14 protein-coding genes and 1 pseudogene are annotated in these 16,097 nt (G+C 68.2%); 6 read left to right on the top strand and 9 right to left on the bottom strand.

Annotated features, from left to right (window positions below; genetic code table 11):
• The first annotated feature begins 97 nt into the window (after positions 1-97).
• The 3 genes from ABDW31_RS00750 (at position 98) to ABDW31_RS00760 (ending at position 4,707) form a co-directional block, all read left to right on the top strand.
• Positions 98-553: a nuclear transport factor 2 family protein gene (locus tag ABDW31_RS00750; RefSeq protein WP_184716971.1), complete on the top strand. Its 456-nt coding sequence runs from the start codon at positions 98-100 to the stop codon at positions 551-553.
• Positions 554-818: 265 nt separating this feature from the next.
• Positions 819-2,285 (top strand): DEAD/DEAH box helicase, encoded by a 1,467-nt coding sequence (locus tag ABDW31_RS00755; protein ID WP_184716968.1) that lies wholly within the window; start codon positions 819-821, stop codon positions 2,283-2,285.
• A 157-nt stretch (positions 2,286-2,442) separates the two neighbouring features.
• Positions 2,443-4,707 (top strand): PAS domain-containing protein, encoded by a 2,265-nt coding sequence (locus ABDW31_RS00760; RefSeq protein ID WP_184716966.1) that lies wholly within the window; start codon positions 2,443-2,445, stop codon positions 4,705-4,707.
• Here ABDW31_RS00760 and ABDW31_RS00765 read toward each other — a convergent pair.
• The 6 genes from ABDW31_RS00765 to ABDW31_RS00790 form a co-directional block, all read right to left on the bottom strand.
• Entirely contained in the window at positions 4,704-6,245 is a 1,542-nt protein-coding gene (locus tag ABDW31_RS00765; protein ID WP_184716964.1) for a hypothetical protein, read from the bottom strand. The genes ABDW31_RS00760 and ABDW31_RS00765 overlap by 4 nt on opposite strands.
• A 13-nt stretch (positions 6,246-6,258) precedes the next feature.
• The gene (locus ABDW31_RS00770) at positions 6,259-6,999 is read right to left on the bottom strand and encodes an ABC transporter ATP-binding protein (RefSeq protein WP_184716962.1); all 741 of its coding nucleotides are present in this window, start codon (positions 6,997-6,999) and stop codon (positions 6,259-6,261) included.
• Between the two features lie 24 nt (positions 7,000-7,023).
• On the bottom strand, positions 7,024-7,689 hold the full coding sequence (locus ABDW31_RS00775) for a lysozyme inhibitor LprI family protein (RefSeq protein ID WP_343698227.1): 666 nt from the start codon (positions 7,687-7,689) through the stop codon (positions 7,024-7,026).
• A 14-nt stretch (positions 7,690-7,703) separates the two neighbouring features.
• Entirely contained in the window at positions 7,704-8,222 is a 519-nt protein-coding gene (locus ABDW31_RS00780; protein ID WP_184716957.1) for a hypothetical protein, read from the bottom strand.
• 78 nt (positions 8,223-8,300) lie between these two features.
• On the bottom strand, positions 8,301-8,777 hold the full coding sequence (locus tag ABDW31_RS00785; RefSeq protein ID WP_184716955.1) for a hypothetical protein: 477 nt from the start codon (positions 8,775-8,777) through the stop codon (positions 8,301-8,303).
• Positions 8,778-8,870: 93 nt separating this feature from the next.
• The gene (locus ABDW31_RS00790) at positions 8,871-9,428 is read right to left on the bottom strand and encodes a TetR/AcrR family transcriptional regulator (protein WP_184716953.1); all 558 of its coding nucleotides are present in this window, start codon (positions 9,426-9,428) and stop codon (positions 8,871-8,873) included.
• A 75-nt stretch (positions 9,429-9,503) separates the two neighbouring features.
• Here ABDW31_RS00790 and ABDW31_RS00795 point away from each other — a divergent pair, with 75 nt between their 5' ends.
• On the top strand, positions 9,504-9,821 hold the full coding sequence (locus ABDW31_RS00795) for a multidrug efflux SMR transporter (RefSeq protein ID WP_184716951.1): 318 nt from the start codon (positions 9,504-9,506) through the stop codon (positions 9,819-9,821).
• 29 nt (positions 9,822-9,850) lie between these two features.
• Positions 9,851-9,992, top strand: a pseudogene (locus ABDW31_RS00800) (hypothetical protein); the annotation flags it as partial.
• 1 nt (position 9,993) lies between these two features.
• Here ABDW31_RS00800 and argJ read toward each other — a convergent pair.
• Together argJ and ABDW31_RS00810 are read right to left on the bottom strand one after the other, a co-directional pair.
• On the bottom strand, positions 9,994-11,466 hold the full coding sequence (argJ, locus tag ABDW31_RS00805) for a bifunctional glutamate N-acetyltransferase/amino-acid acetyltransferase ArgJ (RefSeq protein WP_184716949.1): 1,473 nt from the start codon (positions 11,464-11,466) through the stop codon (positions 9,994-9,996).
• Positions 11,467-11,477: 11 nt separating this feature from the next.
• Positions 11,478-12,386, bottom strand: a complete 909-nt coding sequence (locus tag ABDW31_RS00810; protein ID WP_184723661.1) for a peptidyl-prolyl cis-trans isomerase — start codon at positions 12,384-12,386, stop codon at positions 11,478-11,480.
• A gap of 338 nt (positions 12,387-12,724) precedes the next feature.
• On the opposite strand from ABDW31_RS00810, the gene secA reads away from it, so the two are divergent.
• Entirely contained in the window at positions 12,725-15,493 is a 2,769-nt protein-coding gene (secA, locus tag ABDW31_RS00815; protein WP_184716948.1) for a preprotein translocase subunit SecA, read from the top strand.
• A 145-nt stretch (positions 15,494-15,638) separates the two neighbouring features.
• Here secA and ABDW31_RS00820 read toward each other — a convergent pair whose 3' ends face one another.
• Entirely contained in the window at positions 15,639-15,923 is a 285-nt protein-coding gene (locus ABDW31_RS00820) for a GIY-YIG nuclease family protein (RefSeq protein WP_184716940.1), read from the bottom strand.
• Between the last annotated feature and the right edge of the window lie 174 nt (positions 15,924-16,097).

The following is a 16,097-nucleotide window of genomic DNA, read 5'->3' on the forward strand; positions in this document are numbered from 1 at the left end:
GGTGTGGCGTGATGCCGCGCCGGAGGCAAGGCCAAGCATCGCCGCACGAGCGCCATATTTACGTCCGTAGTCTCCCCTCGTCACTGGGAGGGACACCATGCACAAGACGCTCGCCATGCTGGCCGCCGGCGCGGCCCTGCTCGCCGCCGCCCCCGCCTTCGCCCAGACGTCTTCCGCCGCCAATCCGGAGGAACCCGCCGTCCGCGCGGCGCTGGAGCACTATCTGGCCGGCCACGCCACCGGCGACCCCAAGGAATTCCGCCAGGCCTTCCACGACGACAGCCGGCTGATGTGGATCCGCGACAACGCCCTCGTTCAGCGCTCCGACGACGAGTATATCGGCGGCGCGTCGGGCAAGCCCGCCCCCGACGAGGCCCAGCGCAAGCGCTGGATCGAGTCGATCTCGATCACCGGCTCGGCCGCCAGCGCCAAGATCGTGTTGGACCACCCCAACGCCGTCCTCACCGACTACATGCAGCTGCTGAAGACGCCCGAGGGCTGGAAGATCGTGCACAAGATCTTCGACGTGGCCCCGAAGACGCCAGCGTCCTAGCGCCCCCTCCCCGCGCCGCGGGGAGGCCCTCGCCCGTAAAACTTGACTTCCCTGCTCGGATAACCGATATCCGCCCCGCGCCACCTCGGCGCTATTGGCGCTCCAGCCGCGTGAGGGTCCGTTTTCGGACCAGCCTGTCGAGCGCCTTGAGAGCTTTCTCATCAGATCGCCCGTACACGCGGGGCGCTCCCCGACCGACTAGCCGAATGGGCCAGCCGTGCGAGGACGCATGAGCTGTCTTTCGGCGCATGAAAGACAGACACTCGTGACTCAATTTGCTGACCTTGGCCTGGCCAAGCCGCTGCTGAAGGCCCTTGCCGAGAAGGGCTACAAGGAGCCGACCCCGATCCAGGCCCAGGCCATTCCGGTCGTGCTGCAAGGCAAGGACCTGCTGGGCATCGCCCAGACCGGCACCGGTAAGACCGCCGCCTTCGCTCTGCCCATTCTTCAGCGTCTGGCTGAGGATCGCAAACCCGCCCCGCGCCGCGGCTTCCGCTGCCTGGTGCTGTCGCCGACCCGCGAGCTGGCGACCCAGATCGCCGAGAACTTCAAGGCCTACGCCGTTCACATGGGCCTTTCCGTTCACACCATCTACGGCGGCGTGAAGTACGGCCCGCAGATGAAGGCCCTGGCCGGCGGCATCGACGTGCTGGTCGCCACCCCCGGCCGCCTGATGGACCACATGGCCGAGAAGTCGGCCGTGGTCTCGGGCACCGAGATCTTCGTCCTGGATGAAGCCGACCAGATGCTGGACCTGGGCTTCGTGGTGCCGATCCGCAAGATCGCCAGCCAGCTGACCAAGAACCGCCAGAACCTGTTCTTCTCGGCCACCATGCCCAGCGAAATCGGCAAGCTGGCCGGTGAGCTGCTGAAGGATCCGGTGCAGGTTTCGGTGGCCCCGCAGGCCACCACCGTCGAGCGCATCGACCAGCGCGTGCTGTTCATCGAAGCCCAGCGCAAGCGTCCGCTGCTGGCCGAACTGTTCGCCGACAACAGCTTCTCGCGCACCATCGTCTTCACCCGCACCAAGCGCGGCGCCGACCGGGTGGCCAAGTATCTGAACGCCGCCGGCGTCGAGGCCGCCTCGATCCACGGCGACAAGACGCAAGGCCAGCGCGAGCGCGCCCTGGCCGCCTTCAAGGCCGGTGAGATGCGGGCCCTGGTGGCCACCGACATCGCCGCGCGCGGCATCGACGTCAACGACGTCAGCCACGTGATCAATTACGAGCTGCCCAACGTGCCGGAGGCCTATGTCCACCGGATCGGCCGCACGGCCCGCAAGGGCAAGGACGGCATCGCCATCAGCTTCTGCGCCGATGACGAGCGTAACCTGCTGAAGGACATCCAGAAGGCCACCCGCCAGCAGATCCCGTCCTTCGACCGCCGCAACGACAAGCAGCTGGCCGCGGCCGCCGCCGTCGCCGACAAGCTGGTCCCGGCCGAGAAGTACGTGGATCCGCGCAAGGCCGACCCGCGCAACGACGTGCCGTCGGAACTGCGCCGCAAGCGCAATCGCCCCAACCGCAATGGCGGTAATGGCGGCGGCGGTGGGCGCTCCGAGGGCGGACAAAAAGCCCAGGGCCAGGGCCGCTCGCAGGGCCAAGGTCAGGGCCGTAACCAGCCCCAGGGTCAGGGCCGCAACAAGCCCAAGGGCAATGGTCCTCAGAACGAGTTCCGGGGTCCCAAGCGCGACGCCGCACCTGCGGAAAAACGCTGGTCGCCGATCGACTGAACCATAAGCAATTCCAAGAGTTTGAAGCCCGGTGCGACAGTTCGTCGCGTCGGGCTTTTCTTTTGCGCCTATGCCGGGGTTCCGCTTGTGCCGACCCCGGAGATGGGTTCACTTTGCTCTTGGGCCGATCGGCAGATCGGATGGGGGACCACGGAATATGAGTGAGGGCAGGCCCAGCGCCACGCCTGAACTGACGCGCATTGCCGGCGGCCAAATGGCCGCGCGGGTGGCGTCGTTCGACTGGGCGACAAGTCCGTTGGGACCACGGGCCGACTGGTCTCCCAGCTTGAGCCTGGCCGTGGACATGATCCTGGCCGCCAACACGCCGATGGCCTTGCGCTGGGGTCCGCAGCTGGTCCTGATCTACAACGACGCCTACGCGCCCTCATTGCGCGAGCGTCACCCTTCGGCGCTCGGCATCGCCTTCTCGGACGAGACGCCGGAAATCCGCGAAGCCCTGCGCCAGTCGCACATGGACATCTTGGACGGCGCCAGCGGCGGCTTCGCCTTCGAAAAACTGCCCCTGCGGGTGAATCGCGGTGTCGACAACGAACTGGCCTTCTTCACCGTCAGCTACAGTCCCGTGCCGGACGCGACCACCGCCTCGGGGGTCGGCGGGGTGTGGATCACCGCCGTCGAGATCTCCGACACCGTCCGCATCGAGAAGACCCTCAAGACCGTCCAGGAGCGCTACCAGATGGCGCTGGAGGCCGCCGGCGGCGTCGGGGCCTGGGAGTGGGACCTGAAGGCCGACAAGATCTACGCCGATCCGCGCTACGCCGCCCTGCATGGCCTGCCGCCGGACGAGGCCGAAGGCGGATTGCCGCTGGATCGTTTCCTGCCGGCCGTACATCCCGACGATGTCGCACGCGTACAGGCGCAGGCCGTCGTCGCCCTGCGGGCCGGCGGCGACTTTACCGAAGAGTACCGCCTGGTCCAGACCGATGGCCGGATCGCGTGGGTCTATGTTCGCGGCAAGGCCTATCTGGGAACGGACGGCAAGGCCCGGCGCGCCGCGGGGGTGATGGTCGATATCACCGAGCGCAAGTCCACCGAGGTCGCCCTGGCCGCCGCCCGCGCCGGCATGGAGCTGGCCGCCCAGGCCGCCGGCATCGGACGGTGGGACTACGACCTGATGTCCGGGACCCGTTACTGGGACCCGCGCGTGCGCGCCATTTTCGGCATTCCGGCCGATATCCCAGCCTCGGCCGAAGTGTTCGAGGCCCTGATGCATCCTGACGACCTGGCGGCTGTCCAGGATGCGGTCGCGGCGACCACCGATCCAAACGGTCCCGGCACGATCAATCTGGAATACCGCATCTATCGCGGCGCCGACGGCGCCCTGCGCTGGGTCGAGGTCTCGGGCCGCGCCTTCTTCGAACACGGCCGCTGTGTGCGCTTCGTCGGCGTGGTCTCCGACGTCACCGAGCGGCGCGAGGCGCTGGAACGCCAGCTGCGCCAGGACGAGACCCTGCGCCTGGCCGTCGACGCCGCCGATGTCGGGGCCTGGGACTTCGACCTGATCCGCAACGCGCTGTCGTGGTCGCCCGGCTGCTACGCCCTGTTCGGCGTGCCGCAGGGCGATCCGGTGTCGCTGGAGATGTTCTACCCGCTGGTCCATCCGGACGACCGCCCCCGGGTGCGCGAGGCCATGCGCCTGGCCCTGGATCCGGACCTGCGCGCCGAGTACGCCATCGAGTTCCGCGCCCTCAATCCGGTCGACGGGGCCGAGCGCTGGATCGCGGTACAGGGCAAGACCTTCTTCAGCGAGGACGGCCAGGCCCAGCGCTTCGTCGGGGCCGTGGTCAACATCACCGAGCGCAAGCGGGCCGAGTTGCACCTGCGGCTGCTGGTCAACGAGCTGAACCACCGGGTGAAGAACAGCCTGGCCACGATCCAGGCCATCGCCGCCCAGAGCTTCACCGACGGCCGCTCGCTGGACGAGGCCAAGGCCGCCTTCGCCAGCCGCATCGTCACTCTGTCCGAGGCCCACGACCTGCTCACTCGCGAGAACTGGGAAGGGGCAGACCTGCACGACGTGACCATGCGCCTGGCCTCGCTGCACGGCGGGGTGGGACGCTTCACCCTGAACGGCCCGACCGTGCGGCTGTCGCCCAAGACGGCGCTGTCGCTGTCGATGGCCCTGCACGAGTTGGCCACCAATGCGGTCAAGTACGGCGCGCTGTCGGTCCCGGACGGCCGGGTCGACATCACCTGGACCCAGATCCCCCGACCGGGCGCGCCGCGCCTGGAGCTGACCTGGACCGAACGCGACGGCCCGCCGGTGACCCCGCCTGAAAGCCGCGGCTTCGGCTCGCGCCTGATCGAACGCGGCCTGGCCGCGGAACTGTCGGGCTCGGCCGACATCGACTTCCGCCCGGACGGGGTGGTCTGCCGGATCGAGGCGCTGCTGGAGGCCTAGCTCGCCGCCCTAAGCGCCGCGGCGATCTGCTCGTCCGTCCGCCGCAGGGCCATCATCAGCGCGCCGGCCACGATCAGCGGCAACACGGCCCAGACCAGCCAGCCGGCGACCGCCAGGGCCGTGGCCGAGCCGATCAGCAGCGACACGGCGATCTCGGCGATGGCGACCAGCAGAGAGCCTCCGCGCCGGCGGCGGAAGTCGGCGCGCTTGCCGGGCTTCTGGCGCCAGACATTGACCAGACCCGAGCACCAGGCGGTCAGCCCCGCGCCGATCGCGGTCCACAGGCCGGCCAGCGGCTGGTGCCAGGCCAGCACCGCCACCGGGATCGCCAGCAGGATGGCGACCGGGATCAGGGCCGCGGCCAGCTTGGCCTGGCGCAGCACCTTCATCGGCGTGGGCGCGACGGCCAGCAGGTCGGGAGCGTCCTCGGCCGACAGGGTGATCCACGCCAGGGCCCCGGCCACCTGTCCGGCCAGGATGGTGACGGCGGCGGCCGAGCCGGCCAGGGCCATGGCCGGGACCTCGGCGGCGCTGCGGGCCATGACCAGGGCCAGCGGGACCATGTACAGCACCCGCATCAGCACCTGGGACAGCAGGGCCGCATCGCGCCCCATCAGCCGCAGCTCCTTGCGCACCGTGGCCTGGAAGGCGCCGGCAGCAAAGGCTCGCGTGAGGCCCCGCGCGGCCTTGCGAGTCTCGGTGCCTTGGGTGGCGGCCGCGGCGTCGGCGAAGCGGCGGCCCAGGATGACGACAGCCAGGGCGAAGATCCCCGCCCCGATCGCGACGACCGCCAGCAGCGGCAGGGGCTCGCCCACCGCCGCCCGCAGCGGCAGGTCGGCCAGTGGCGGCGGGCGAATGCGGCCTTCCTTGGCGTCCAGGGCGATGCGGGCGATCAGGCTCTCGGACTTCTGCTCGCCCAGCAGGTTGCGGTACTGGCTGGCCAGGAAGAAGCCGGCGCCGATCACGGCGGCCATCACCTGGGCCACGGTGCGGGTGCGGCGCGGACCGATCAGGGCGAACAGCGCCATGGCGAGCAGCAGGCCCACGCCCGTCGCGCACAGCGCTGCGGCGATCAGCACCACGAACACTCCCGCCCAGGCCGGATGGCCCAGCACGATCGACGGCGTCAGCAGCAGCAAGGTCGGCAGCACGAACCACAGGCCCGCATTGACCGCCAGGCCCAGGGCCCGGATCAGCAGCACCCGCCCCGGCTTCAGCGGCGAGGAGAACAAGAGATCCAGATCCCCGCGCTCGTAGAGGGCGTCGGCCGAAGCGGCCAGGGTGCTGGACAGCATCAGGGTCATGATCACCGCCAGGGCCAGATCGGCGATCACCACCGCCAGCGGCACGATCGGGACCTCGACCTCGCGCAGGGCCAGGCCCGCCAGCACCCCGCCGCCCAGGGCCAATACGCCCAGAATGGCGAAGGCGATCATCGCGCCCTTCGACTTGCGCCCCGCCCGGAAGCCCCGCCAGGCCAGCCGCAGCTCGTGCGCCAGCAGCCAGGGAGCGCTGGCGGGCTTGAACGGCAGGCTCACGCCCCTCCCCTCCTCATTGGGCCGCCTCCGCAGTCAGTTGCAGGAACACGTCCTCGAGCGTCTTGCCGCTGGCCTCCCCGGCCCGACCGCGCAGGTCGTCCAGCGTGCCCTCAGCCAGCAGGCGGCCGCCGGCGATGATGCCGATGCGGTCGGCCATGCGCTCGGCCACTTCGAGAATGTGGGTGGTCAGGATCACCGTGCCGCCAGCGTCGACCCGCGCCTGCAGCATGTCCTTGACTAGGCGCGCGGCCGCCGCATCCAGGCCGGTCAGCGGCTCGTCCAGGATCAGCAGCTTGGGGTCGTGGATCAGCGCCCCGGCCAGGGCGACCTTCTGCTTCATGCCGCGCGAGAAGCCCTCGCACCGACGGCGGGCCTCATCCGCCAGGCCCAGGGTCGCGAGCAGGTCCTCGGCCTTGTCCTTGGCCGTGCGGGGCTCAATGCTCCACAGGCCGGCGACGAACTCGAGGTACTCGAGCGGCGTCAGCTTGTCGTAGATCATCGCCTCGTCGGGCGCCCAGGCCACCAGGGCCTTGGCCCCGGCCGGGTCGCGCCGCGCATCGACCCCGAACACCGAGATCTCGCCCGCGTCCGGCTGGGTCAGCCCCGCCACCATCCGCAAGGTCGTGGTCTTGCCCGCCCCGTTGGGCCCCAGCAGCGCATAGAGCTCCCCGGCCCGCACCGTCAGGTCCAGCGCGGACACCGCGGGCTTGGCGAAGGCCTTGCTCAGCCCCCGCACGATCAAGGCGTCGGTCAAGGCGCTTCCCCCGTCCCTAAAGTCTCAGCAGTCGTCCGTCTCGGGATTGGCCAGGCTCTGCTTGGTCGCGTCCAGCCAGACGTGGCAGCTGTGGTCGGCGCCGTTCTTGGTGCAGAGCATCTTGCCGTCGCCCTTGTGCAGTCCGGTCGCCCCGCAGGCGCTGGTCTTTCCCTGGCCGGGCAGGCGGTCATAGAGGGTCTGGGCGGCCGGGCCGATCAGCAGCAGGTCGACGATCCCGCCTTCGTAGGGAAAGGCGCGGGCCTCGGTGATCCCGGGCGCGGCCTCGGCGCGCGGCTTGGCCATCCGCTCCAGCTCCACCGCCCGTTCGATAGTCAGGTTCAGGTGGCAGCTGGGACGCTCGATAAAGTCGATCGTGCCACCGGTCAGGTTGGCTTCGCACTCGGCGTCGCGGTTCTTGATCCAGGCGCGCTGCTTGGCGCGCAGGCTGTCCTTGGCCTTGGGCGACAGGCGCGCCATGGCTCCGGCATAGGCGGTGTTCAGCCGCTTGTCCTGGCGGGTCAGCTCGGCGTTGATGCAGCCGGCCATGGCCGGGGTCACGCCGCGGGCGGCGTCGCCGGTCTGGAAGCAGCGGTTATAGGTCGCCGAGTACTCTTTCTCGACATTGACCTGAGCCGCCGCCGGAAACGCCAGCAGCGTGGCGGCCAGGGCCGTGAGCGCAAGCAGCTTCATCGCGGTCTCCGCCTTCAGAACTTGGTCTTGCAGCCCTGCTTCAGGTGCACGCCGCGCAGGAAGCCGCGACGGGCCAGGCCGGCATCGACGGCGGCGTTCATCTGGCGGTCGGCCGGGGCCGCGCCGGTCACTTCGCGCACCAGGCCGCGGAACGGGATGATGCTGTTGATCACCGCCTTGCCGCCGGCCTCGGCCAGCTTGCCGCCGCGGTTTTCCTCATAGGTGTTGCCGACCACATAGTCGGGACCCAGGGTGGCGTTGAGATCCTTGACCTCGGCGGCCAGCGCCCGGCAGGTCTTCAGCCCCTTCAGGCTGTAGGGATCCTCGAACGCCTTGACCAGGATCGGCGGGATCTCGCGCTTGGACATGCCGACGTCGCGGGCCGGTTGGCTGCCGATGTCGATGGCCTTCTGACGCGCCTCGCCCCAACGGCCGCTGGGCTCGTCGGGCTTGGCCGGCGGCTTGGTCTGGGCGTGAGCGGTCGAGGCGGCCAGCAGGGCCGCTCCCATCAGGATACAGAACTTCCGGGTCATCTCACGCCCTCCAAACTGAATACCGATCAGGAACGGCAAGCTTGGCCTGCGGTTCCACTCACGGGCGAGTGTGAAACCTTAGTTCGGCGGGGTCGCCGCTTCCAGGTCGAAAGCCGCGTCGAACGCGTCGTCATTGGGCACCGCGCCGGTCAGCGCCGCCTCGAACAGGCCCTCCAGCGCCTCCCAGATGAAGCCCAGCTGCTCCAGTACGGTCGGCACGATGTTGGGGTCGAAGCCCGGATACAGATCCTCGACCAGCCACAGGCCCGAGGCCGGGTCGAAGCCGAAGCGGCAACCGATCAGGCGGAACTGGGCGCGGGCCATGGTCTCGAACAGGGCGGTCAGGTCGCGGGCCTCGTCCAGGTCCTCCGGACCCAGCACCAGGCAGCGGGCCTGCAGCCAGCCATGGTCGGGCAGCAGATAGAACGCACCCTCGTCCTCGCCCGAGACCTCCAGGCCCCGATCGATGGCTTCCACCACATAGCCGGCCTCGCGGCAGACCGTGGCCAGGCTCTCCAGCATCGCGCCTTCCTGGTCGGGCGTGAGATCGGTCATGGGAAGGGCTCCTGGGAAATGGGGGACTGCGGGCGTTCTAGCACGGTGGCGGAAGCATTGTGCGTCCTTCGAGGCTCGGCTTCGCCTCGCACCTCAGGATGAGGAAATCTGTGAATCCCCCACCATCGCCAGCAGGTCGTCGAAGATCTCGCGCCACAGGGCGTCGGTCATCGGGAAGCCGACGACGTGGCGCAGCAGGAAAGCGCCCTCGACGGCCAGGAAGGCGATGCGGCGGCGGCGTTCCTCGGGCGTGACGGCCGAGAGGTCGCCAGCGCGTTCGGCGTACCAGTCGGCCATGGCCCCAACCTTTTGACCGCTCCCCGCGACCGCCCCCAGCAAGGTGGCCGTGCGGCTGATGGTGTCGTGATCCTCGATGGCGGTCGAGCGGATGTGCTCGGCGATCACCGCCTGGGGCGTGGGATCTGGGCCGACGTTGCGGGCGAAGCGCGCCTTCTCCTGCTCGGCCCAGCGGTTCAGCAGGGCGTCCAGCAGGCCCTCCTTGGTCCCGAACGCCGACTGCACGCTGGCCTTGGGGACCTGCGCCGCCTCGGCGACCTTGCCGAAGGTCAGGGCTGCGGCCCCGAACTGGGCGACCACGGCCTCGGCCGCATCCAGCAGAAGATCACGATCCAGACTGCGCGGCCTTGCCATTTCCGCTCCTTGGAACTAATTAGATACGATCGTATTTAAACTACGAGATCAGACGCACGACAAGGAGACAGACGCGTGGCCTGGACCTATCTCTTGCTGGCGGGACTGCTGGAAATCGGCTGGCCGGTCGGGCTGAAACTGGCCCAGGCGCCCGGCACGCGGATCACCGGCATCGTGGTGGCCATCGCCTTCATGGCCGCCAGCGGGACCTTGCTGTTCCTGGCCCAGCGCCAGATCCCGATCGGCACCGCCTATGCTGTGTGGACCGGCATCGGCGCGGCCGGCACCTTCCTGGTCGGCGTGTTCGTCTTCGGCGATCCCAGCTCGCTGGTGCGCTATCTGGGCGTCAGCCTGATCGTCGCCGGCGTGGTGGCGCTGAAGTTCGGGCACTAGGGCGTTCGCCTCGCACATCACCAAACTCACCGTCATTCCCGCCCTTGTGGCGGGAACCCCTCTATCCGCCGCAAGGGCGAAAGGGGCGGACTGCTGGGCAGTCCGCTTGCATCTCAAGTGTCGGCTGAACCAGGGGTTCCCGCCACAAGGGCGGGAATGACGGCTGGTGGGGTTAGCTCCGGTAGTCCCCGTTGATCGCCACGTACTGCTTGGTCAGGTCGCAGGTCCAGACCGTGGCCGAGCCCTTGCCGACGCCGACGTCGACGCTGACCTCGAACTCCTGGTTCTTGACGTAGGCGCTCATCTTGGCCTCGTCGTACTCGGGCGAGATCAGGCCGTCGCGGGCGGCGTAGAGGTCGCCGAACTTGACGCTGATGCGCTCGCGAGCGACCGGCTCGTCGGCGCGGCCCACGGCCATGACGATGCGGCCCCAGTTGGCGTCCTCGCCGGCGAAGGCGGTCTTGACCAGCGGGCTCTCGGCGATGGTACGGGCGATCTTGCGCGCCGACGCCGGGCTCTCGGCGCCGTTGACGGTGATCTTGACGAACTTGGTGGCGCCCTCGCCGTCCTTGACCAGCTGCAGGGCCAGGTCCAGCAGCACGTGCTCCAGCTTTTCGCGGAAGTCGGCCAGGCGCTTGTCGCCCGGACGGCTGATCTTGGGCGCGCCCGACTGACCCGTCGCGAACAGCAGCAGGGTGTCGTTGGTCGAGCGGTCGCCGTCCACCGTCACGCAGTTGAAGGTCGTGCGGGTATAGAGGCTGACCAGGGTCTGCAGGGCGGCGGGCGCGATGGCCGCGTCGGTGGCCACGAAGGCCAGCATGGTGGCCATGTCGGGCGCGATCATACCCGAGCCCTTGGCGATGCCGGCGATCTTGACCTCGACGCCGTCGATCAGGGCGGTCGCATAGGCGCCCTTCGGGAAGGTGTCGGTGGTCATGATCGCCCGGCCGGCCTCGGCCCAGGCGTCGGGCGTTAGGCGGGCCTCGACGTCCGGCAGGCGGGCGGTGATCTTGCTGTCGTCCAGGATGACGCCGATGACGCCGGTCGAGGCCATCATCACGTCGCGCTGGCGGCAGTCCAGCCGCTTACCCACGGCGGTGGCCACGCGGCGCACGGCGTCGGCGCCGGGACGGCCGGTGAAGCTGTTGGCGCAGCCGGCATTGACCACCAAAGCGCGCACGTCCGCGCCGCCGGTGGCGGCCAGCTGGCGCTTGCACCAGTCCACCGGGGCCGAGCCGACGCCGTGACGGGTGAAGACGCCCGCCGCCGAGGTGCCCTCGGCGAAGCGCATCAGCAGCAGGTCTTCACGCTCGTGCTTGTAGAAGCCGGCGCGGCCAGTGGCGATCTCGACGCCGGCGATCGGCGGGATGACCGGGAACGGCACGGCCAGCGGCGACACGGCCAGGCCGGGCTTGCCGGCGCCGGTCGCAGCAGACTTCACCGGCGTCGCCGCGGCGGCCGGGGCGGACACGTCCTCGCCGGCCGACTTCTGGGCGCGGCGCAGGCCGGCGCGCTTCAGGGCCGAGGTCAGCGGATCGACCAGGGCGCGCTCGATGGCCGCGCCCGCGGCGGCGACGGGATTGGACGTGGCCTCAGGCGCCTTCTCGGCGGTCTTGTTGCCGGAGGCTTTGGGAGTCTTGGTCATGGGAACCGCGTCTAGTTCTTGGCGGGTTGAGCGGGAGGCGGGGCTTCGGCCGGCGCCGAGGCCGGCTCCTGGGCGCCGCCAGTGTTCGGCGCGTCCTGGGGCTTGCCGATCAGCATCTCGACCTTGGCCGAGCCACGCAGCTTCTCGAGGATGTCGCGCACTTGATCATAGGTCAGGAAACGCACGATCTGCGGTCTGGCCGCCTCGAGCGTGATCGGCTCCTCGGTGCGCTTGTCCTCGACGCGGACCAGGACCCAGCCGCCCTCGGCCGCGAACGGACCGACCAGCTGCCCCTTCTGGGCGTCCTTCAGGGCCACGCCATAGGGCTCGGGCATCACGTCCAGGGTGAAGTAGCCCAGGTCGCCGCCGTTGAAGCGGGTGGCCTGGTCGGTCGAGCGCTCCATGGCCAGGGCGTCGAACGAGGCGCCGGTGGCCAGCAGCTTCTTGACGCTCTCGGCCTCGGCCTGGCTGGCGACGATGATCTGGCGGGCGCGGATCTCTTCCGAACGCTTGGAGAGCTTCTGCTGCTCGGCATAGAGCTTGCGGATGGCGTCCTCGGTGACGGCCTTCTCGACCACGCCCTCGACCAGCATGTCGCCCAGGATGCGCTCGCGGGCGGCGTCCAGACGGCGTTGGGCCACGGTTTCCTTGTCCAGCTTGCGCTTCGCAGCCTCGGCGGCGAGGAGTTTCTGATCGATGACCTCGTCCAGGCGCTGGCGGAAGACCTCGCTGGAGATGTCCAGCGGCTCGCCTTCGCTGATCAGGCCCTGGGCCACGGCCTCGCGCTTGACGTCCGACGCCCAGATCACCTGGCCGTTGACACGGGCCACGGCGGTGTCGCCCGGCTCCGGCGGCTTTTCGGCGACCTTGTTCTGACCGCAGGCGGCCAGCAACAGGGCGCAGGTCATGACGCTGAGCATGCTCAAGGCGCGAAGGGACGCGAAAGTCTTCAAGGCCCAGATCTCCGGCTTTGCTTCAAACGCCTCTAGCGCGGTTTTTCGAGAAGAGGAAACGGCTTCGCCGCACAAAGCGTTCGGGGCGACGAAAAGCACCGTCCCGACGACCGCTTACGGGCGATAACCCCTCGCTGCGGAGGGGTCTTCGCGTTGACACCAAGGGGGGCGGTGCTTAAGTCTCCGGCCGCGCAGGACTGACGGATTTATCCATTGATCCCGCGTGACTTCATTCCCGTAGTCGAGGCCGCAAAGCCTTAGCGCCGGCCTCCTCGTCACACCGTCTCCGTTCGGATTTCCCCTGCATGCTTGGTTTCGCCAAAAAGCTCTTCGGCTCTTCCAACGAACGCAAGGTCAAGACCTTCCAAGCGCGGGTCGCCAAGATCAATGCGCTGGAAGCCGAGTACGCCGCGCTCTCAGAAGAGGCGCTGAAGGGCAAGACCGACGAATTCAAGGCCCGCCTGGCCAAGGGCGAAACCCTGGACGACATCCTGAACGAAGCCTTCGCCGTCGTGCGCGAAGGCTCCAAGCGCGTGCTGGGCATGCGCCACTTCGACGTCCAGCTGGTCGGCGGCATGGTGCTGCACTTCTCGGGCATCTCCGAGATGCGCACCGGTGAAGGCAAGACCCTGGTCGCCACCCTGCCGACCTATCTGAACGCCCTGGAAGGCAAGGGCGTCCACGTCATCACCGTCAACGACTACCTGGCCCGTCGCGACGCCGACTGGATGGGTCAGCTCTACAACTACCTGGGCCTGTCGTACGGCGTGATCGTCAACGGCCTGTCGCAAGGTGAACGTCAGCGCGCCTATCGCAGCGACATCACCTACGGCACCAACAACGAATTCGGCTTCGACTACCTGCGCGACAACCTCGTCTACAGCGTCGAGGAAATGGTCCAGCGCGGCCACAACTTCGTCATCGTCGACGAAGTGGACTCGATCCTGATCGACGAAGCCCGCACGCCGCTGATCATTTCGGGCCCGACCGAAGACCGCAGCGAGTTCTACAAGACCGTCGACGTCCTGGTGAAGCAGCTGATCCAGGACAAGGGGACCTACGACCACGACGAGAAGCAGAAGCAGGTCATCCTGACCGAAGACGGCCAGGAAAAGATCGAAGAGATCCTGATGTCGGGCGGCCACCTGGCCGAGGACTCGGCGGGCCTCTACGACGCGGCCAACGTCTCGGTGGTGCACCACGTCAACCAGGCCCTGCGCGCCAACGTGCTGTACACGCGCGACAAGGACTACATCGTCAAGGGCGACGAGATCGTCCTGATCGACGAGTTCACCGGCCGCATGATGACCGGCCGTCGCCTGTCGGAAGGCCTGCACCAGGCGATCGAGGCCAAGGAAGGCGCCGCCATCCAGCCCGAGAACCAGACCCTGGCCTCGGTGACCATCCAGAACTACTTCCGCCTCTACACCAAGCTGTCGGGCATGACCGGCACGGCGTCGACGGAAGCCCAGGAATTCGACGACATCTACAAGATGAGCGTCTCGGAAATCCCGACCAACCGCACCATCCAGCGCATCGACGACGACGATGAAGTCTACCGCACCGAGCGCGAGAAGAATGAAGCCATCCTGAAGCAGATCGCCGACTGCCACGTGCGCGGCCAGCCGATCCTGGTCGGCACCGTCTCGATCGAAAAGTCGGAAGAGCTGTCCAAGCTGCTGTCGACCTTCGCCTTCGAGAACAACGGCAAGAAGCAGAAGGGCATCCCGCACCAGGTGCTGAACGCCCGCTTCCACGAGCAGGAAGCCGGCATCGTCGCCGACGCGGGCTTCCCTGGCGCGGTGACCATCGCCACCAACATGGCCGGCCGCGGCACCGACATCCAGCTGGGCGGCAATGTCGACATGCGCCTGGCCAGCTGGCGCCAGCAGCAGCGCGGCATGGGCCTGGAGATCGACCACCAGGACGAGCAGGCCCAGAAGGCCGCCATCGAGGCCGAGATCGCCGACGCCAAGGCCGCGGCCCTGGCCGCCGGTGGCTTGTTTGTGCTGGGCACCGAGCGCCACGAAAGCCGCCGCATCGACAACCAGCTGCGCGGCCGCACCGGCCGTCAGGGCGACCCGGGCCGCAGCAAGTTCTTCCTGTCGTGCGAGGACGACCTGCTGCGCATCTTCGCCGGCGAGCGCCTGGACGCGATCATGCGCACCTTCGGCGTCCAGGAAGGCGAGGCGATCACCCACAAGTGGCTGAACAACGCCATCGCCACCGCCCAGAAGCGCGTCGAGCAGCGCAACTACGAGATCCGCAAGAACCTCCTGAAGTACGACGACGTCGTCAACGACCAGCGCAAGGCCGTGTTCGAGCAGCGCCAGGAGTTCATGGAGTCGACCGACCTCTCGGAAATCATCACCGAGATGCGTCACGACACGATCGACGACCTGGTCGCGCGCCACCTGCCGCCCAAGGCCTATGCCGAGCAGTGGGACATCGCCGGCTTGAAGGAACGCGTCCAGTCGATCCTGGGCCTGGATTTGCCAATCACCGAGTGGGCCGCCGAGGAAGGCATCGCCGACGAGGAGATCAAGGACCGCATCGTCAAGGCCGCCGACGAATACGCCGCCCAGCGCGAGACGATCATCACGCCCGAGCAGATGCGCTCGGTCGAGAAGAACTTCCTGCTGCAGATGATCGATCTGCAGTGGCGCGAGCACCTGATGCACCTGGACCACCTGCGCAACGTCATCGGCCTGCGCGGCTACGGCCAGCGTGATCCGCTGAACGAGTACAAGACCGAGGCCTTCTCGCTGTTCGAGAAGCTGCTGGGCGACCTGCGCACCAACACCACCCGCTGGCTGATGACGGTCGAGATCGCCTATGCCGATCCCGAGCCGCTGGAGAGCCCGGACAACCTGGTCGAGGTCCACCTGGACCCTCTGACCGGCGAGAACGCCGCCGTCGCCGGCGCCATCCCCGACGGTCTGTCGCCCGAGCAACGCGAAGCCCTGCCGGTCTCGTCGCTGCCGGAAGACTGGGAACGCACCGGCCGCAACAGCCCCTGCCCCTGCGGCTCGGGCAAGAAGTTCAAGCAGTGCCACGGCGCCCTGGTGAAGTGAGACCCTGATCCGCTTCCCCGGCGAGAGCCGCGGGCCAGATCAAGTCAGGAGCGCCGCGCGGTCTCGCGCGGCGCTCTTTGCATTTACGGCTGAGGATCAGGATGAATCTGGGCCCCGGCCTTCGCCGGGGAAACGGAGGGAGGGGTCAACCCAAGAACTCGCGCGCCAGGTCCCGCCATTCCGGATTGGCCACCTCGATCAGCTGTAGCTTCCAGACCCGTCGCCATTCCTTGATGCGGCGCTCACGGATAAGGGCGCTCTCGCGGGTCTCGTGGACTTCGCTCCAGACCAGCATCGTGCAGCCGTATATGGCCGTGAAGCCACTGATTTGGCTCTGATGCTCGAACACCCGACGGCCGATATCGTCGGTGGAGCCGACATACAGCGTGCCGTTCCGACGGCTGGCCATGATGTAGACGTAGAACGCCATGGCGGGAGCGTAGCACGCAAACTCAACCTATGGGTTTATAATCTTTCCGTTTTCCCGGCGAAAGCCGGGACCCAGATTCACCCCGTGAGTTTGGGCCTGATCCGAGAAGCGCCCTGCCTCCTCGTTCAAAGCTCAAGGCTCGATCTGGATCCCGGCTTTCGCCGGGGAGACGGC

The sequence above is a fragment of the Caulobacter sp. genome, from assembly GCF_039596335.1.
In the GTDB taxonomy this organism is placed as follows: Bacteria; Pseudomonadota; Alphaproteobacteria; order Caulobacterales; family Caulobacteraceae; genus Caulobacter.